At 55.4% G+C, this 18,324-nt stretch carries 21 protein-coding genes; 6 read left to right on the top strand and 15 right to left on the bottom strand.

Annotation, left to right across the window (positions count from 1 at the left end):
- The first annotated feature begins 106 nt into the window (after window positions 1-106).
- Window positions 107-814 (top strand): RsmE family RNA methyltransferase, encoded by a 708-nt coding sequence (locus tag AC6IZD_RS05125; RefSeq protein WP_497786610.1) that lies wholly within the window; start codon window positions 107-109, stop codon window positions 812-814.
- Between the two features lie 543 nt (window positions 815-1,357).
- Here AC6IZD_RS05125 and AC6IZD_RS05120 read toward each other — a convergent pair.
- Together AC6IZD_RS05120 and AC6IZD_RS05115 are read right to left on the bottom strand one after the other, a co-directional pair.
- The gene (locus AC6IZD_RS05120) at window positions 1,358-2,098 is read right to left on the bottom strand and encodes a CPBP family intramembrane glutamic endopeptidase (protein ID WP_497786609.1); all 741 of its coding nucleotides are present in this window, start codon (window positions 2,096-2,098) and stop codon (window positions 1,358-1,360) included.
- Window positions 2,099-2,125: 27 nt separating this feature from the next.
- Entirely contained in the window at window positions 2,126-2,971 is an 846-nt protein-coding gene (locus AC6IZD_RS05115; protein ID WP_497786608.1) for an Mrp/NBP35 family ATP-binding protein, read from the bottom strand.
- Between the two features lie 211 nt (window positions 2,972-3,182).
- On the opposite strand from AC6IZD_RS05115, the gene AC6IZD_RS05110 reads away from it, so the two are divergent.
- Entirely contained in the window at window positions 3,183-3,776 is a 594-nt protein-coding gene (locus AC6IZD_RS05110) for a flavodoxin family protein (protein ID WP_497786607.1), read from the top strand.
- 90 nt (window positions 3,777-3,866) lie between these two features.
- Here AC6IZD_RS05110 and rho read toward each other — a convergent pair whose 3' ends face one another.
- Both rho and AC6IZD_RS05100 read right to left on the bottom strand, forming a co-directional pair.
- Window positions 3,867-5,117, bottom strand: a complete 1,251-nt coding sequence (gene rho, locus AC6IZD_RS05105; RefSeq protein ID WP_497786606.1) for a transcription termination factor Rho — start codon at window positions 5,115-5,117, stop codon at window positions 3,867-3,869.
- 278 nt (window positions 5,118-5,395) lie between these two features.
- A complete protein-coding gene (locus AC6IZD_RS05100) occupies window positions 5,396-5,611 on the bottom strand; it encodes a DNA-directed RNA polymerase subunit omega (RefSeq protein ID WP_497786605.1) in 216 nt (71 codons plus the stop codon).
- A 1,024-nt stretch (window positions 5,612-6,635) separates the two neighbouring features.
- Between AC6IZD_RS05100 and AC6IZD_RS05095 the strand changes: the two genes are divergently transcribed.
- Window positions 6,636-7,619, top strand: a complete 984-nt coding sequence (locus AC6IZD_RS05095; RefSeq protein WP_497786604.1) for a 3-oxoacyl-ACP synthase III family protein — start codon at window positions 6,636-6,638, stop codon at window positions 7,617-7,619.
- Window positions 7,620-7,759: 140 nt separating this feature from the next.
- On the opposite strand, the gene cysK is transcribed toward AC6IZD_RS05095, so the two are convergent.
- The 3 genes from cysK to AC6IZD_RS05080 form a co-directional block, all read right to left on the bottom strand.
- Window positions 7,760-8,749, bottom strand: a complete 990-nt coding sequence (gene cysK / locus AC6IZD_RS05090) for a cysteine synthase A (protein WP_497786603.1) — start codon at window positions 8,747-8,749, stop codon at window positions 7,760-7,762.
- A 398-nt stretch (window positions 8,750-9,147) separates the two neighbouring features.
- Window positions 9,148-10,050, bottom strand: a complete 903-nt coding sequence (locus AC6IZD_RS05085) for an NmrA family NAD(P)-binding protein (RefSeq protein ID WP_497786602.1) — start codon at window positions 10,048-10,050, stop codon at window positions 9,148-9,150.
- Window positions 10,051-10,169: 119 nt separating this feature from the next.
- Window positions 10,170-10,568, bottom strand: a complete 399-nt coding sequence (locus AC6IZD_RS05080) for a hypothetical protein (RefSeq protein ID WP_497786601.1) — start codon at window positions 10,566-10,568, stop codon at window positions 10,170-10,172.
- Window positions 10,569-10,735: 167 nt separating this feature from the next.
- Here AC6IZD_RS05080 and AC6IZD_RS05075 point away from each other — a divergent pair, with 167 nt between their 5' ends.
- Window positions 10,736-11,098 (top strand): hypothetical protein, encoded by a 363-nt coding sequence (locus tag AC6IZD_RS05075; protein ID WP_497786600.1) that lies wholly within the window; start codon window positions 10,736-10,738, stop codon window positions 11,096-11,098.
- Between the two features lie 84 nt (window positions 11,099-11,182).
- On the opposite strand, the gene AC6IZD_RS05070 is transcribed toward AC6IZD_RS05075, so the two are convergent.
- Both AC6IZD_RS05070 and AC6IZD_RS05065 read right to left on the bottom strand, forming a co-directional pair.
- Complete coding sequence (locus AC6IZD_RS05070; protein WP_497786599.1) at window positions 11,183-11,371, bottom strand: hypothetical protein; 189 nt, start codon at window positions 11,369-11,371, stop codon at window positions 11,183-11,185.
- A gap of 69 nt (window positions 11,372-11,440) precedes the next feature.
- The gene (locus tag AC6IZD_RS05065) at window positions 11,441-11,851 is read right to left on the bottom strand and encodes a hypothetical protein (RefSeq protein ID WP_497786598.1); all 411 of its coding nucleotides are present in this window, start codon (window positions 11,849-11,851) and stop codon (window positions 11,441-11,443) included.
- 140 nt (window positions 11,852-11,991) lie between these two features.
- Here AC6IZD_RS05065 and AC6IZD_RS05060 point away from each other — a divergent pair, with 140 nt between their 5' ends.
- Complete coding sequence (locus AC6IZD_RS05060) at window positions 11,992-12,591, top strand: DUF1572 domain-containing protein (protein ID WP_497786597.1); 600 nt, start codon at window positions 11,992-11,994, stop codon at window positions 12,589-12,591.
- A 42-nt stretch (window positions 12,592-12,633) separates the two neighbouring features.
- Window positions 12,634-13,380: a Stp1/IreP family PP2C-type Ser/Thr phosphatase gene (locus AC6IZD_RS05055; protein ID WP_497786596.1), complete on the top strand. Its 747-nt coding sequence runs from the start codon at window positions 12,634-12,636 to the stop codon at window positions 13,378-13,380.
- Between the two features lie 12 nt (window positions 13,381-13,392).
- Here the strand turns inward: AC6IZD_RS05055 and moaC are convergent, their stop codons facing one another.
- From moaC to AC6IZD_RS05025, 6 genes are all read right to left on the bottom strand, one after another.
- A complete protein-coding gene (moaC, locus tag AC6IZD_RS05050; RefSeq protein WP_497786595.1) occupies window positions 13,393-13,875 on the bottom strand; it encodes a cyclic pyranopterin monophosphate synthase MoaC in 483 nt (160 codons plus the stop codon).
- Window positions 13,876-13,973: 98 nt separating this feature from the next.
- Entirely contained in the window at window positions 13,974-15,023 is a 1,050-nt protein-coding gene (locus AC6IZD_RS05045; RefSeq protein WP_497786594.1) for a protein-glutamate methylesterase/protein-glutamine glutaminase, read from the bottom strand.
- 8 nt (window positions 15,024-15,031) lie between these two features.
- Window positions 15,032-15,895 (bottom strand): CheR family methyltransferase, encoded by an 864-nt coding sequence (locus AC6IZD_RS05040; protein ID WP_497786593.1) that lies wholly within the window; start codon window positions 15,893-15,895, stop codon window positions 15,032-15,034.
- A gap of 87 nt (window positions 15,896-15,982) precedes the next feature.
- Window positions 15,983-16,492, bottom strand: a complete 510-nt coding sequence (locus AC6IZD_RS05035) for a chemotaxis protein CheW (RefSeq protein WP_497786592.1) — start codon at window positions 16,490-16,492, stop codon at window positions 15,983-15,985.
- A 65-nt stretch (window positions 16,493-16,557) separates the two neighbouring features.
- A complete protein-coding gene (locus AC6IZD_RS05030; protein ID WP_497786591.1) occupies window positions 16,558-17,622 on the bottom strand; it encodes a methyl-accepting chemotaxis protein in 1,065 nt (354 codons plus the stop codon).
- Complete coding sequence (locus AC6IZD_RS05025) at window positions 17,573-18,292, bottom strand: MCP four helix bundle domain-containing protein (RefSeq protein ID WP_497786590.1); 720 nt, start codon at window positions 18,290-18,292, stop codon at window positions 17,573-17,575. Before AC6IZD_RS05025 ends, AC6IZD_RS05030 begins: the two co-directional genes overlap by 50 nt.
- Window positions 18,293-18,324 lie beyond the last annotated feature (32 nt).

Here is an 18,324-nt window from a genome sequence, read left to right as displayed (position 1 = left end):
TTACAAAGTTTCAAGGTTGAAGGCGCAGGGCTGGGGCTCTGCGCCTTCGTTGTGTTTCACAGTTGCATGCCTTTAAAGCAGGATCATCTTCGATTAGGCTTGAGCTATGACACGACGCCGATGGATTGCTGATGAGTTCAATGGAAACACCGCTTCCCTGCTGGGACAAAACGCCGCGCATCTCGCTCGCGTGCTGAGGGCACGAGTGGGACAGGAGTTCGACATTGTTTGCGGCGAGGTGGTACGAACGGGAACGATCGCGTCGGTGTCCGATGAGCGACTCGAGTTTTCGCTGGGTGAAGAAGTGTGCGGGGCCGTTGATCGGGAGCTCACTCTACTGCTGGCCATCTACAAGTTCGATCGCATGGAATGGGCGATTGAGAAGTGCACCGAGTTGGGAGCTACGCGGATTTTGCCGGTGATTGCGCGAAGGACGGATGCTCACCTCGGCTCGGCAGCGGCGAAGCGGGTGGAGCGCTGGCGAAGGATTGCGCATGAGGCCGCGCAGCAGTCGCGAAGAGTGAAGCCTCCGGTGATCGATGAACCGATGAAGCTGAAGGCGGCTTTGGGATTGGAGGATGGAACTCGACTGCTTCTGAACGAGAACGAGCGCAGTGAAACCGTCCGCGCGGCATTGGAGTCGGCGTCGGGACCGATTGCATTTGCGATAGGCCCCGAAGGTGGATGGGCCGATGAGGAGTTGGGCCAATTTGCCGAGGCTGGATGGAAGAGCGTTACGCTCGGACACACGATTTTGCGGGCCGAAACCGCAGCGGTAGCCGCACTCGCGGCGGCGGCGACGATTCTCGACTGAAGTTCCTCTCGCGCTGCGTTGCTTCCAAGGGAGATTCCTAGAGCGGAACAGTTTGCTAATCCCAGGTTAGCCGCGCAAAGGAAGCGCGCCGAACCTGGGGCACCCGGGGGCATCGTTCGTCTGCGGCTCAGGATGACTTCAGAAGTAAACCGAAGAGCGAAAGCCCCACATCTGCTGACTACGGCAGATATTGGGCACCGGATTGGGGACCGAATCTGGCGTCATGATTCTTTCTACTTGGATTTCATCTTGTCCGCATAAACACTAAAGGGGAACGCTTTTGCGCTCCCCCCGTCGTGTAGCCTTTTTCGTGAAAGTTGTTACTTCTTCTTTGCGACTTTCTTTGCAGCCTTCTTAACGGCCTTCTTCGCAGCTTTCTTGGTTGCCATGACTATTCTCCCTTTGAACAATCTTGGATGTAATCGCAACACAAATGTTGCAATTGCATAGTTGTATATGTTGATTACAAAAGCATGTCAAGAAAAAAAATGAGGCATGAGCATCAGACGATGATCATGCCTTCGATTTTTTCGAGCGCTGCGACTAACGAAGTGCCCGCAGGAGCAGCCCAGAGATGGTGTCTTGTACCGTGTGAGCCATCATCGCGGGACGCAGACTCTTTCTCACGATGCTCATTATGCCGAACGAGAGCCCGAGTATGGCGATGAGGACCATGCGTTGCGCTCCTTCGTATCCATGGCCGAGGCCAAAGAGGATGCTGACGATGACGACCGCGATCCACTGATTGCGAAGCAATCGAGTGAACTGCCTTTGGAGATAGCCGCGGAAGAGCACCTCTTCGCAGAACCCAGCAGTTGCACTGAGGCATATCCAGAGGAAGATCTCGAAGTGGCTCTGTGGTGCGAGGAAGCCGATCTGCTTGCGAGCGTCTTCGAGATTGTTTGCGTGATCCATGCCCATGCCGATGGCAACAGCAGCGATGACCATCAGTGTGCCGATCCATGCGCCAAACGCGATAGCGACGTCCATCAGAAAATCTTCGACAGTCTTCCAACGGCCTCCGATCAACTCGCGCATTGATCCGCCCCAGCGACGAACTCCCCACCAGATGTAACCAGTGAAAAGCCATTCGTAGATGATGGTCGCCAAGTAGATTCGGATATGCCCATGGCCTGAATGAGCACCATGACCGGTCTTGAAATTGGCCGCGCTCAAAACACCAAGCACCACGACCAGCACAGCGGTATGCCAGTAAGGGATAGCGAACGGCTTCTCCACGGGCGGGGTCTCGTTGAGCGCAGTACTTGGTGTGGTGCTTTCCATGAGTCTCCTTGGCCTCTCCGCAGGTTGCTAGTCGATGCTGAGAATGCTGCCGCCGCTGCTGCTCTTGACCTCTTCGGCACGCTCCAGAACTTTGCGCGCGAAGGCAAAGAGGCTCTTGGCATTGTTGGCCTGTTCGCCAGCGAGTGTCACCGGATGTCCGGAATCACCACCCTCGCGGATGGTCGGGTCAAGCTCGATGCGTCCGAGGAACGGAACACCGAACTGCTTGGCCACACGCTCGCCACCGCCAGTGGAGAATACGTCGATCTCGTGATTGCAATGCGGACAGACGAAATAGCTCATGTTTTCGGCAATGCCGAGGAGTTCAACGCGAACCTGATTGAACATCTCGATCGCCTTGCGTGCGTCCTGCAGAGAGACGTCGGACGGAGTAGTGACGACGATGGCTCCGGTGAGAGGCACGGTCTGGGTGAGCGAGATGACGACATCGCCAGTGCCCGGAGGCAGATCAATGATGAGATAGTCGAGCTCGCCCCATGCGACTTGTCCGAGGAACTGGCGGATGACGGAGTGAAGCATGGGGCCGCGCCAGACGAGAGGCTTGTCGCCCGGATTGAGATAGCCGACAGAGATGACCTTCACGCCATAACGCTCGGCAGGAACGATGCGATTGTCATCGGTGAGCTGAGGCTCGCCGCTCGAACCCAACATCAATGGAACGTTCGGACCGTAGATGTCTGCATCGAGCAGGCCGACTTTGTGGCCAAGGCGCGCGAGGGCAAGCGCGAGATTCACCGAAAGAGTGGTTTTGCCTACTCCGCCTTTACCGGAGCCGACAGCGATGATGGAGTTAATACCGGGAATTGCTTCGGGCCCCTGGGGCTGTTGCGGGCCGCCTGAATGTGCATGCATGTGCAAGGATGCGTCCTAACAAGCAGGGATTAGTTGTAACCGTTGATTATACGGGAAGCGCTGCACTCGGAATCACGAGCATGCAGCAAAGTATCACATGGGTCGACGCGTTGTGCGGCGAGCGAACGAAAGGCGAGCACTACGCAAGGGCTTCCAGCATCACTGAGCAGCGAAAGCCAAGCGGAGTAGAATGTAGATCCAGGAGAAAACGATGGCAAAGAACGTGGTTGCCGTGGTCGGCAGCTATCGTAAAGGCGGTACCGTCGACACGGCCGTCGATGCCGTACTGAGCGGAGCTCGGGAAAACGGCGCCGAAACAAAGAAGATTTACCTGATCGACCAGCATATTGAGTATTGCCGTAACTGTCGCAGTTGCACACAGCAGGAAAGCCTCGTACGCGGTGAATGCGTAATCCAAGACGACCTGATGAAGGTACTCACAGAAGTGCACAGGGCCGACGCGCTGGTGCTGGCTTCGCCCGTGAATTTCTACAACACTACGGCGGTCTTCAGAACCTTCCTTGAAAGACTAGTTAGCTCGGCATACTGGCCTTGGGGACAACCGGCTCCGATCGAGCGCTCGAAGGAACGTCCCAGGAAAGCCGTGCTGATTGCTTCGATGGCCGCGCCAAAAATGTTCATGAGTATCGCAACCGGAGCTCCAAAGGCTCTGCGATCGGCAGCGGATTGTCTAGGTGCACACACGGTGGCAAAACTCTGGATTGGATTGGCTGGGCAGAAAGAGAAGCCAAAGGTTTCAGCACGAGTACTGCGGAGAGCGAAAAAGATAGGCGCGAGTTTGTAGCGCCGCTTCAGAAAAGTCGATCATCAACATTCATTATCAAAACAAAGCGCCCAGCCGAAGCCGGGCGCTTTTTCTCTTGCAAGACAGACTTTACAGACTGCTCATGTTCGCGAGGAAATCGCCGTTTGCACGCGTCTTGCTCAGCTTGTCGATGAGCAATTCCATCGCTTCGACAGGCGAGAGCGGATTGAGAACACGGCGGAGGACCCAGATTCGCTGCAGGTCTTCCTTGGGCTGAAGCAGTTCTTCCTTACGCGTGCCAGAACGCTGGATGTCGATGGCCGGGAAGACTCGCTTATCGCTGAGCTTGCGGTCAAGAATGACTTCCATGTTTCCGGTGCCCTTGAACTCTTCGAAGATCACGTCATCCATACGGCTGCCGGTTTCGATAAGCGCTGTGGCGATGATCGTGAGCGAGCCGCCCTCTTCGATGTTGCGAGCTGCGCCGAAGAAACGCTTCGGACGTTGGAGCGCGTTAGAGTCAACGCCGCCAGAGAGGACCTTGCCCGAAGGCGGAACGATGGTGTTGTAAGCGCGCGCCAAGCGGGTGATGGAGTCGAGCAGAATCACTACATCACGCTTGTGTTCGACAAGACGCTTCGCCTTCTCGATCACCATCTCGGCCACCTGCACGTGGCGTGCTGCGGGTTCGTCGAAGGTGGAGCTGATAACTTCGCCTTTGACCGAGCGCTGCATGTCGGTGACTTCTTCGGGGCGTTCGTCGATGAGCAGAACGATAAGCACAACTTCGGGATGGTTGGAGGTGATGGAGTTTGCGATGTTCTGCAATAGCATCGTTTTACCGGTACGCGGAGGAGCAACGATCAATCCGCGCTGGCCCTTGCCGATCGGAATCAGCATGTCCATGACACGGGCGCTCATGTTCTCGCGCACGGTTTCGAGCTTCAGGCGCTCCTGCGGATAGAGCGGCGTGAGGTTATCGAAGAGAATCTTGTTGCGGGCTTCGTCAGGAGACTCGAAGTTGACAGCCTCAATCTTGACGAGCGCGAAGTACTTTTCACCTTCGTGTGGCGGACGGACCTGGCCGCTGACGGTATCGCCTGTCTTCAGATCGAACTTGCGGATTTGCGAGGGCGAGACATAGATGTCGTCGGGGCCGGGAAGATAGTTGTAGTCAGGGGAGCGGAGAAAACCATAACCGTCGGGGAGGATCTCCAGAACGCCTTCGGCGAATATATGTCCTTCCTTTTCGCTCTGGGCCTGCAGGATTTTGAAAATCAGGTCCTGCTTACGGAGTCCGCTCGCACCGGGGAGGTCGAGCTCGCGAGCTATCTTGGTCAGCTCGGTAATGTTCTTTTCTTTGAGTTCAGCGATCGTCATGTCCACCTACGGAATGTTCGAGAGGGGGGAATCGGGTGCGCCCGAAGCGCGGGAAATGTGGCTACTGTTAATCGTGGCTCTGCTAACAAGCAACCATTTGGATGGGAGCCGGCCTATATACACGGTCACGATGGCCGGATGGGTCGTTACAGATGCTGCAAACCAGAAAACTCTCTTATCAGTGCTTTATGGATTTTGATGCGATTCTTTCTGAGAGGCTGCTCCCTTGCAGCCGTCGCAAATTGCGACCGCCGCAAGGTAAGGATCCACTTCAGCCGTTATGCCGCGCGCCGCTGGGCGTCTTTTGCACCTACCGGCTCCGCCATCACATTGGAGCGCTCGTTATCGGAGATGCGGTTCAGAACATCATTCGTCGTGTCCTGAATGCGGGTATTCGGTTTGTGAAACTTACGTGTTGCCTTGGAAGCAATTTGGCACAGCATATACCGATTCTGCAGCGTGTGTAAAGCTTCGAAGACTTTGTCTGAACGCATGACTTCTCCTTTGTACTGACCTGCGACTTGCTAATATCCAGGATTCAAGACTGCCTGACGTGAGTGCGCAGTTGGACGGTCGTTCGCTTTGCAGACCCTCAGTTTGAGATGCAAAGTACCTGAGGTCCGTCGCTCAATCTGAGAACAGCTCAGCCCATTGCAGAAGATGACGCAATCAATCGGTCCTGAGACTCCAGAACGCGCAAGGAGAACGACCTCCCTATGAATCTCGGTTTTACTTGGAGGGGCCTTACACCCTTGAATCTGGGCTAAAAAGAAACGATTGAACCGCTCATCTCTCTGCGGCGCTACCGACAACTCGTACATTAAAACCTTACAGGGCGAAAGGTCAACAATTCTTTTTGTTAAGTTATGTTATTGATTCTCAGCAGTTTGTAATAAGAATGACGAATGAGCAGTGTGGAAAGTTGAAGAGGGGAGGCGAGAAAGAGCCATCCACCAGACAATTTATGTTACCACCTCTTCATGAAATTGCGCTAGTCGGGCGAAAAACACTCGTGAAGAGCGTGGGACGAACATTAAACAGCAGAGTAGCCCAAAGATGCAATTGCGAATGTGGCGAACTCAGTTCGGGAAGACGGAAGCTCTGCCCCCGTCCTAAAGCACAATGTTGCACATATCCAGAGGTGCACTGCAATGTGTGCAAATTGGAGAAGCCCCTCTGTACAAGAGGTTTGAAGAACGTTCCTCCCGCTTTTACACCTTCATTTCCACATTCGTGTTGAAAACCCCGGCATAAATGCCGCGATCTGCGCTTGACATGAAGATGAAATGGCGTATGAGGGGGAGCGTAATAGTTTTGTCAGAAGGTGTTGAGGATGGGCCCTACACAGGTTTGTTCATTTGCTCGAAAGTCGGCACTCCGCTAGACTCTGTTTATACCCGCTGTAAAGCTGCTGGAAAGCATTTAACCGAGTCCGATCCCAATCCCCAGGACATGGACCGGCAATGCTCCTAGGTTGCCCAGTGTGCAGCAGAGAACCTAGCGGGTTCAGGAGACGCTTTGCTGTACCTCCACGCCGTTGGACACTTCCATCCCGAAACAGTTCTCGATAATCATTTCCTTACCGCACTCGAAATTGGAGTGGACGCGAAATGGATCGAGGATCGCGTCGGCATCGTTGAACGTCGCACTACCCTGCCACTGGACTATCTACGCGCAACGCATAATCGCGATCCGCGAGCAGCAGCCGAAGCGGCACATACGACGCCAACTCAGATGTCCGTGAACGCTGCGAAACTGGCGCTGAAGCGTGCTGGATTGGAAGCCTCGCAAATCGGAATGGTCGTATCCGGCGGGTGCTCGCCCGAAATGCAGATTCCAGCTGACTCGAGCCGAGTAGCGAATGCGCTGGGAATCCCGGCAAAGTGTTTTGACCTGCAGTCGGCCTGCTCGACCTTTGCTTCTCAGATCCATATCCTCGACCAGATGAAGCCAGAAGCATTGCCGGACTTCGTTCTGGTGGTCAACTGCGAGACTTTCACACGCAGCATCGATTACACCGACCGTCGCCAAGCCGTGCTCTTTGGAGATGCAGCGACGGCGGCTATTGTCTCGGCCCGGGTGCCAGCGTCGTCGGTGATTTCTGAAACAAGCTTTGGATGCGATCCGGCGGGACAGCATCAGATCACGATTCCTACTGGCGGACACTTCGCGCAAGATGGACATGCCGTGCAGGTGTTTGCGATCCGCACCACGACGAACTTGGTGAAGAGCCTGCAAGCTTCCCTGCCCCAAGACGAGAAACGGCGGCAGGTGTTCATTGGACATCAGGCGAATTTGCGAATGCTGGAGAACGTTTGCAAGCGAACCTCGATTGCGCCGGATGACCACTATGCGAATGTTGCGCACTTCGGGAATTGCGGGGCGGCAGGCGCGCCTAGCGTGCTTTCGCAGCATTGGGAAGAATTGCAGAGTTCCGTGATTCACATGGCAGTGGTCGGCTCAGGGCTTGCGTGGGGCGGGATGAGGATTTCGCGAGGGTAGGCAACACGGTTGGTGGTTAGTGACCTTGGGCCGCAGCGGAGATGCTACGCTCTGCAGGGATCCTTCGCTTCGCTCAGGATTGCAAGTACAGTAGAAAGTCCCAGCAAACTGCTGGGACTTTTCATTGCAATGCTCTTCGGTTATGCCTTGGGCGCGACGGGCTCGGGAACAGGAGAAGTCGGAAGTGCCTGGGCTTCCTTGCGCAGTTCCTCAAAGAGAACGGTGCTGAGGTAACGCTCGCCAAAGCTTGGAACAACTGCGACGACCAGTTTGCCCGCGTTCTCTGGACGCTTAGCCACCTGCACAGCAGCGTAGACTGCGGCTCCGGCTGAGATGCCGACGAGCAGACCTTCCTCCTTTGGCAGGCGACGCGCAAATTCGAGTGCCTGATCGTTGGAAACCTGGACCACTTCGTCGATCAGATGAGTGTCGAGAACCTTGGGCACGAAACCAGCACCGATACCCTGAATCTTGTGCGGTCCAGGCTTTCCTCCAGAGAGAATTGCACTGTCGGTGGGCTCAACGGCAATCGCCTTGAATTCGGGCTTGCGCTCCTTGATATAGCGAGCCACGCCGGTGAGCGTTCCGCCGGTGCCTACGCCGGAGATGAGGATGTCGACCTTACCATCGGTGTCGTTCCAGATTTCTGGGCCAGTGGTCTTGTAGTGAATTTCGGGATTAGCGGGATTGTTGAATTGCTGCAGGATGTAGCCGTTGGGAGTGTTTGCCAGGATCTCTTCAGCTTTGGCGACGGCACCCTTCATACCATTGGGACCGGGCGTGAGCACGATCTTCGCACCGAAAGCGAGGAGCAATACACGACGCTCAAGGCTCATCGTGTCAGGCATGGTAAGGATCAGCTCGTACCCTTTTACAGCAGCAACAAAAGCCAAAGCGATTCCAGTGTTGCCGCTGGTGGGCTCGATCAGGACGGTCTTGCCCGGCTGGATTCGACCTTCGCGCTCGGCAGCTTCGATCAGTGCAACGCCGATACGGTCTTTTACACTGGCGAGCGGATTGTGGCTTTCAAGCTTCACGGCCACGCGGGCCGCAGTGCCCTTGGCGATCTTGTTCAGATAAAGCAGCGGAGTTTTTCCAATCAACTCAGTTACGCTGTTTGCAATTGCCATTTCATCTCCTCTGGCCCGCCTTGGGCGGAACCGCAACTGTATGCCTGCGGGCGAATTCGCGATGTTGTCGCTCTAGGGAAATCCACGCGAGGCTCAATTTACCGATGCGCCACAACAGTGATTTGGTGAAAATAAAAAACCCGCCTGCCAGGGTGTCTGGCGGCGGGTTCGTGAACTTGTGTTAAGTGACGCCTAATTCACGATCTCGTTTTCGCCAGAGGGCCGCGCCCCGCAACAACAGCAGGCACAAGCGCGACAGATATGGCGGCAAACGATCACGATGATTGTGTTATAGCCCTATGCTCCGGGTTTCGTCAACTGCGGCGAAAGCTTTTGGAGCTGGGGCTGCCCTACTGCTGGCCTCTAGTGTTGAACGTAAATCGTTATGTGACTATGCCTCAAGCCGCAACGCGCGTGCTCTGGTAATGCGGCACAAACTTCTGCGCCACCCATTCCTCGTACGTCGTTGCCGTTGTGTTCAGCGGATTCCGGGGTTCCATGGGCTTCATGAAACCAGTATTCATCGCAGCAGCCATTTCCAGAATCAGAGATGCCAAGTCGGGCTGCATACCCGTTCGAATCAGTGCTTCACGCACTTGGTCGCGAGGGGCCTGAATGTATTGGAGGTCGGGGCGGTTGATGGCACGACCAATGATCGACGCAACCTCTTCCATCGTTATGTCGCGAGGTCCAAGCAGTTCACGGGTACTGTGGGAATTGAAGTTCAACTTGAGGAGAGCTTCGGCGGCGGCGACTCCGATATCCTGGGCGGCGATCATCGGGATCTTCAATTCCGGCAGCAGCGGACCTGCGGCGTGCCCGAGTGTCTGGATAATGGCTGCCTGAGTCAACGTGTTCTCCATAAAGTATCCAGCTCGGAGATGAAGAACGTTCACGTCGGGAATGCTGTTGACGCATTGCTCCAACTCATGAAGTCCGACCACGGGGCCAGTCTTCTCCGGCTTATCGGCTCCAACGCTACTCAGAGTGACAACGTGCCTCACTTTTGCTCGACGCAAGGCAGACCCCACCGCTTCGATCACCGCTTTCTGGTGAAGACGAAAATCGGGCCCGGCTGGGTCGGGAGGGATCATGACGTAGACTCCCTGGGCTCCATCGAATGCCTCGGCAAGCGCTTCCCTGTCGGTGAGATCGGCTACGGCCGGATCGCAGCCTTTTGCTATCCAAGGCTGGAGGCGTCCCGCAGTCCGGCTAACACCTCGAACCTGCTTGCCCGCCGCCAACAGTCGTTCCGCAACAACACTTCCAGTGTTTCCGGTAATTCCAGTGATGACGTACATAAGACAGCCTCCGCGTCTTGGGTTGATGCGGGTTAGATGCGCGCTAGACGTCAAATCGCGCCATGTGACAGCGCGATTTAACTGTTTGATGATCTCGCTATGCGGACATGAATAAAGGATTACAGATTGTGGATCGTGCGCAGACTCGGAGCGTCGATCCCGAGTGCGGTGAAGGCTTCGGGCAGAGTGCGAACAACTCGTACACCCTCACGGTTTTCGCTGCCGAGGATTTCGAACATACGCGCCATGCCGAAGATCTCATCCTTGGGCGCGACCACGATCCTTGTGAATGAATTCGGAAGCAGCGGCGAACTGGCGGCCAGTTGCCGAACGGCCTGAGGTGTCACCTCGAAGGAAGTTACAGCGGTGAAGTCGGCAATGCTGCAATACTGTCCGTTTTCTTCAATCCAGTTGCGCACGAGTTGGTAGGAGTTGAGCAAAATCTCATCCGTGACGAGTCCGGAAAAGCTACCGAGGAGAACCTGGCGCGACTCTTCGAAAGCAAGCGAGAAACTCACAAGGCAAACTCCGCAAACAACCAAATCTATCGCCGGATTCTATCAGGAGCTCCCGCTGAAACTTATGGTTCGGGAGGCAGTTTGCTACGAAACATAAACTCTGGTTCCAAAGCGAAACTTTTTGCGCTGAGCGGGTTCATGCGTATAGAGCATCGAGGTATCCGAGCATGATGAAGAAAACGGTTTTAGCCCTTTTTGGATTGGTTCTCGCAGTCGCCCTTGCAGCCCCGCAGAGAGCAAGCGCACAGGTTTCAGTGGCAGTTGGAATTGGAGTTCGTCCGGCTTACGGCTACGTGGTCGCACCGCCGCCACCTCCGCCACCGGCTTACGTTTACACGCCCGCTCCGGCACCGTATGTCGCTTACGCGCCGGATTATGTCTATCCCTATCCCTATGGATATGACTATGTCGTGATGGGACGTGGTCACGGCTGGGGTCACTATGGATGGCATGGACCTTATAGAGGGCGAGTGTACGACGGACGTCCGTGGGGTCACGGCTATGGATGGCGGGGAGGTTATCGCCGCTAAAAAAGGGCAGGCTCGAACGATGACCCGGTGAATTTGCAAACCCCTTCAGTCGGAGATGGCTGAAGGGGTTTTTGCCGTATGCGGTTACAACAAGCCTCCGGTTTGGATAGTCAGGGCGCTGAGCGCCAGTTCCAATTTCATGATGGCTTCGTCCAACTCAGGATGCTGTCCCAAACGTTTGCGAAGAGTTGTGAGTTGCTGGTGAGCTTCTGCCACGTGCTCTAGCGCGTCGTTTTGGGTTGGCGTTGGGGTGAGCTTCTCGGGCGAACTCATTAGGCACGCTCCTCGGTAAGGCGCACCTATTATCCCGCTGAAGAGATGACTTGCACGAGGATTATTCGCCTACTGGGGTACGTACTGCGGACGAAGACCGTAGTTGTGAATGGCCGTCATGGCAGTTGCACCAATGTGCATGGAACTGGTCCAACGCTCAGCCTTATGCCATCCCAGGCGATGCAGGAGGTAACTGCCGCCGACCTGAGCACCGACTACTCCGATGGAGAACAGGGTCATCTGCACACGGGAGCGAGCAAGCGACTCCGGCAATTCCACTTCGCGCCCCGCACCGGAATCCAGCATCTGCCACGTCGAATCACAATCCATCGCGTGTGCCACGGCGACACCAGACCACAGAGCGACATTTGGGACGTCAAAGAACTTGTGCTTGGGTTCGATCTCCTGCCCTTGCAGAGGAAGCGAACTGAGAAGCAGGGCGGTGATGACGCAGATGTGCGCGAGTTTGGATTTGGGCACCTGATCGCCTCGGCGTAATGAACTGGGGAGCTAATTGATTCTGAACGTAAGTACGCGAGAGCTGGCTACGGAAATCCACTTACGTCTGCAGGTTTGATTGCTGAGTGGGAGCGGAATAGCGAGTGGCGAGAGAGAGGTCATTGCACTTTGCCGTACAACTCCATCCGGGGTTGAAGGCATACCATTCCAGCATGGCCTTGAACTTCACTACCTCTTACATTGAGGACTCACTGGCAATCTTCCGCTACTACAAGAAGATGGCGGAAGGTGCGATGGCACAGGTCTCGGATGATGACCTGCTGCAAGTCCTAGACCCGGAAATGAACTCGATTGCACTCATTGTGAAACACATGACGGGCAATATGCGATCGCGCTGGACAGACTTTCTGACCAGCGACGGAGAGAAGCCCGATCGCAACCGCGACTGCGAATTCATGGATCCGCCGGTAACCCGCGCCGAGATCATGAAGTGCTGGCAGGATGCGTGGGCACTGGTCTTTGCTGCACTTGAGCCGCTAAGCGGCGACGACTTGACGCGAATTGTCATGATACGCGGCGAGAAGCATTCGGTGATGCAGGCAATCAATCGCCAGATCGCCCACTATGCCTACCACTGTGGGCAGATCGTGTTCCTTGCAAAGCATTTCAGGGCCGCAGAATGGAAGTCACTCAGCATTCCGCGCAATCGATCGCTGGAATTCACGCAACAGGTGAAGGCAGGAGAACGCAGCCAGAGATAGAATCATTGCGCTTGCGAAAACTGTGTTGAGAGGAAGTGCCAGATGGCATTGGCCCTTGAAGCAGCAGGAAAAACAGACGTGGGATGCATGCGCAGCAACAACGAAGACAGCTTCGACTATGACACAGGGGCTGGACTCTTTGTTGTGTCGGACGGCATGGGCGGCCACGCGGCAGGAGAGGTCGCAAGCGGAATGGCCGTTCGAACGGTGCTCGACTACTTCCGCACAGCATCGGGAGGAAAGCGCGAGCGCTCCGGTGCAGAACTGGAGAGCGCGATCTCCTTTGCGAATGAACGCATTCGGAAGGCTGCAGCGAGAATTCCCGGCCATGCTGGAATGGGCTGCACGATTGTGGCGGCGGTTTGGAATGGCGAGGCGATGAGCATTGGCCATGTTGGCGACAGCCGCATTTACCTCATTCGAGATCATCAAATTGAGCTGCTGACCAGCGATCATTCCCTGGTGATGGAAGGCGTGCGAAATGGACTGATCAGCATGGAGGAGGCTCAGAACTCCAGCGTTCAAAACATCATCTTGCGCGCACTCGGAGCAGAAGACACGGTTCGCGCGGATATAGCTGACCTTGTGCTGAAGGCCGATGATGTTGTGCTGCTTACTACGGATGGACTCACACGACACGTGAACGACGACCGCATTCTGGAGATCGTTGAATCAGCACGGAGCATGATGGACGCTTGTAATCGGCTGATTAAAGCTGCGAAGGACGATGGAGGCAGCGATAACGTCACATGTCTGCTCGTCCGACTCAGCGATCAACGGCAAAACTGAACGCCAGCAACGCTATTCCTGCGCAGGGTCCGCACGATAATCTCCGCTGCGGCCTCCAGACTTTGCAATCAGGCGAAGGCCGTCGAGATGCATCCTCTTGGAAAGCGCCTTCAGCATGTCATAGAGAGTCAAGCCAGCAACAGACGCTGCGGTAAGAGCTTCCATTTCGACACCGGTGGATCCGCGGGTACGAGCCACGGTGCGGACGATGATTCGATCTTCCAAGGGCTCCATGTCCACGGATACGTGCGTCAGGTTGAGCTGGTGGCATAGAGGAATCAGATCGGAGGTTCGCTTGGCGCCCATTACTCCAGCAATGCGCGCGGTCTCGTAGATGTTGCCCTTTGGCGTGCGACCATCGCGAATCGCGCTCATGACTTCAGTGCCAACCCACAGTACGGCTTCGGCTTCTGCCTGACGTAGCGTCTCCTGCTTGGCGCTGACGTCCACCATGCGCGGCAGTCCTTGCTCGTCGAGATGTGTGAACTCGTTCATTGCAATCTCCGAATGAACTGCAATGATACCTCTTCAGCACTGAACACAGACAGAAACTAAGTTTTCAAGGCCGAAGGCATTTACGGCAGTGAATTCAATCACGATGTCCGCAGAAGCCGGACGGCTTCGGGTGCAATCGAATCCAGAGCTAGTACATCATCGGCTGCGCCGAGTGCTATGGCTTCACGGGGCATTCCAAATACGACGCATGTAGCTTCATTCTGCGCGATCGTGCGCGCTCCGACTTTGTGCATCGACAACAGCCCTTTGGCTCCGTCGGCTCCCATTCCAGTCAGGATGATGCCGACTGCGTTGGGCCCGAGAACCTTTGCGCAAGACTCGAACAGAACATCGACCGAGGGCCGATGTCGATTCACTGGCTCACCGCTGAACACCCGGACGGAGCTTTCAGCGCCGCTGCGACGAACTTCCATGTGGAAGTTACCTGGGGCGAGCAGAGCGTGTCCGGCCAGAACGCGATCACCATCCTCGGCTTCTTTCACTCGCACCCGGCACAGAGAATCAAGCCTCTGAGCGAACGAGCGCGTGAAACCTGCCGGCATGTGCTGAACGATGACGATGCCGGGGCAATCCGCAGGAAGTTTTGTCAGGACGCGAACCAGTGCCTCTGTGCCTCCGGTGGACGCGCCTATTGCGATGACCTTCTCTGTGGTTTTAAGCGTTGAGAGTTTGGACGCAACCGAGGTGGCTGGAGTCGGCGCGGCGTCGGAATGCTTGTAAACTTGCGCGCGACTGGCAGCCTTCACTTTCTCGACAATCTCTTCTGCCTCGGCAAGAGTTCCGGAGCGGACATCGAGACATGGTTTGGTGACGTAATCCACTGCTCCGAGTTCGAGAGCGCGAAGAGTAGTTTCGCAGCCGCCGTCGGTGAGAGATGAGATCATCACAACCGGTATCGGGTGCGCTCTCATCATCTTCTCGAGAAACGAAATGCCATCCATCCTTGGCATCTCGACATCCAAAGTGATGACATCAGGCCTAAGTCGATAAATCTTCTCACGAGCAGAATAGGGATCACTGGCCGTACCGACGACTTCGATCGACTTGTCACTCGAGAGGATTTCAGACAGCACCTCTCGCATCACGGCAGAATCGTCGACAATTAGAACGCGAACTTTAGGAGACATATCCTCGCTCAACGCTGTGCTTGTTGCCTGACGCGATACGCAGTGGTGCCGACCGACTGAAACATATCTCCGAGCCAGAAGAGGTTCTCTGAATGACCGGAGAAGAAGATACCTTCAGGGTTGAGACAGCCCGCGAAACGCTCCAGCAGTTTCTGCTGCGTGGGGCGATCGAAGTAGATGATCACGTTGCGGCAGAAGATCACATCAAAGGCTGTTCGCACATGCCATTCGCTATCGTTCAGGTTCAGGCGGCCGAAGGTGACGAGATTCTTGACTTCCGGCTTGACGCACACGCTGTCTGCGAACTGACCAGTCCCGGACAGAAAACATTCATGCATGGTCGTGGCTGACAGATGGGCAACGCTCTCCCGGGAATAAATACCAGCGCGAGCTCGATCCAGTATCTCCGTGTCGATATCTGTCGCCAGTATTCTGATATCCCATCCGGCAAAGCGCTCGATGTTGATTGCAATCGTAATTGCGATCGAATATGGCTCTTCACCACTGGAGCAGCCCGCGCTCCAGATGCGAAGAGATGGAGCGGAACCCCGCACGAATTTACGACGAGCAGGTTCGAGAACTAACCTGTCGAGCAGATCAAAGTGATGCGGCTCTCTGAAGAACGACGTCTTATTCGTCGTAACCGCATTGATCATTTCCTGTAGCTCGAGGCCATTGGGATCGCGCTGGCGTAACAATTCGTAATATGGTGCGAAGCCGTCAAAACCGTAGTGCCGTACGCGCTTGGTCAGGCGACTTCGCAATAGAGGCAGCTTTGCATCTTTGAGAGCTATTCCGGTCTGGTCGTAAACCAGGTCACGGAGCAAGTGGAACTCATGTTCTTCGAGAGATACTTCCTCAGTCTGCAACATAGATACTCGTCACTGCCAACTTTTTAGCCCAACGGTGTTCACATCCTTCGCAAGGCCCGTCAGGCTCATATTGGCGAATAGTCCAAACTACTGCACAATCTCTGACTGCGGCGGAGCAATGCTGGTGATGGCGTCCATGTCACCAAGCAAGGCTTGCAGGTCCAGCAAAACAGCTATCTTCTCGCCTGATGACGCGATTCCGCTGATGAATTTGGTGTCAGCCCGGGCACCGAAATCAGGAGCGGGCTTCACATCGGCGGGAACGACGTTGAGGACGTCGGACACAGCATCGACAAGCAGGCCAATGATCTTGCCGTTTACATTCACAACGATGATTACGTTGAACTTGGTGTACTCGATCTGTTCCATACCGAAGCGCGTCCTCAATTCAAGGATTGGCACCACGGCTCCTCGCAGGTTAAGGACACCTTTAACATGCGCGGGAGTGTTAGGGATCGGTGTGATGGCAGAGTAGCCCTTGATCTCCTGAACCTTCAACAACTCAATGCCATATTCCTCTGAGCCTAGCATGAAGGTTAGAAACTGATTCACACCTGCAACTGACGTCTGCACTTCGGGGATCTGCGACTGCTCCATAAAGAACCTTCTCTGGGAATTAGCGGCAGGGTTGCGTTCGCCTGCCGCTTCTATCGCTTGGAGAGTTAAAACTCGATGAACGCGCTCGCATCAATGTCGTGGCCATTTGGCTTGACGGCTACGGGCGGCATGGCGGAGTTATGGACACTCGGGCGACTGTCAGAGACTCTCGCCGAGGCCCCACGCGAACTGCTGACATTGGCTGCAGGCTTGGCACTTACGCTTCGGGACTCGACCGCTCCACGACGCCCGCCTTTGTCCACCTTGAAACGCTGAACCAGTGACTGCAACTGTTCGGCGTGGGCAGCAAGGCTTTGAGCTGTCGCTGACAACTCCTCTGTCTGGGAGGAATTGGTCTGCGTCACCTGGTCCATCTGCAACATTGCTTTGTTGACCTGCTCGATTCCAGTGGACTGCTCGCGCGATGCGGCTGCAATCTCGGCAACGATATCGTTCACCTTCTTAACAGAGACGATGATGTTCTGCAGGGTTTCGCCGCTCTTGTTCACTAGTCCGGAGCCGTTCTCTACCTTGCGCACCGAATCCTGAATGAGGCGTTTGATTTCCTTTGCGGATGTGGCGCTACGCTGGGCAAGGTTACGAACTTCCGTGGCGACCACGGCAAAGCCGCGTCCTTGCTCGCCAGCACGCGCTGCTTCAACTGCAGCATTGAGAGCGAGCAGGTTGGTCTGAAATGCGATCTCGTCAATAGCAGTAATGATCTCGGCGATGTTCTTCGAGGACTCGTTGATCTCGCCCATGGCGGAAACCGCTTCCGAGACAACTGCACTTCCCTTCTCGGCAGTATCTCTGGACCCGTTCGCGACCTGGCTCGCCTGCTTGGCGCTGTCGGCGTTCTGCTTAACCGTGGACGTGATTTCCTCCAGCGTCGCAGTCGTCTCTTCCAAGCTTGAGGCCTGCTCCTGAGCACCAGAGGAGAGTTCTTCGGATGCAGAGGCAAGTTCCTGTGCCGAGTTCGCCATGCTCTGTGCCGAGGTACGAACCTCGCCGAGAGCTTTCCGCATCTCCTCGATGGTGCGATTCAGTGCGCCGGCCATTGCACCGACTTCGTCCGTTGTGTCAACCTGCAGGGACACCGTCAGGTCGCCCTCCGCTACGTTCTCCAGCATGGAAACGGTAGCTACCAGAGGTTTCGCGATGAGCTGCGCCGATGAAATACCCGATGCTGAGCGCAAGCACCATGGCTACGGCAATTATGGTGAGCAGAGTTGCACGCCCCCGCGCGGCGATCGCTGTGCAATCATCCGCGTTCTGCTTGCCGACCTTCGCTTTCGTTGCAACGATCGAGTCAACGGAACGGTTGATCTGGTCGGCGGTCACCTTCGCCTGCTGGACTTTTACCCACGCTTCTTTGTTGTTGTTTGCCATCGTGAGACGCAGTACGGACCTGACATCGCTCTCATACTGTGGCCGTAGCTCTTTCACCTTCGCGAGTTCAGCCTTTGCGTCCTCAGTGACCAAACGCTTTTCAACGGCGGCCATGTTCTCATCAAAATCTGAGAACTCTTTATCAATTGTGCGACCGAACTGCTCCATTTCAGTCTGATCGGTTGAGATGACGGCAGAGCGAGTCTCGCGACCAATCTTTGCAAGGCTGATTGCCGCCTTCTGAGCGGCAGCCAAGCCCACCATGTCCCGATCGTACAAGACGGTATTCTTGTCGTTGATCGTATTCGCAACGCTAATGCCTTCATATCCCACAACGCCCATCAAGATCGACATGAGCGAAAATGCGAGCATCAATTTTGTAAGCGTTTTGCAATTCTTAAACCACTGCATTGTTGTTTCCGCCTTTATGAGTGAACCGCTCT

The organism is Koromonas humicola, from assembly GCF_059726255.1.
This window is presented reverse-complemented; position numbering and strand designations above follow the sequence as displayed.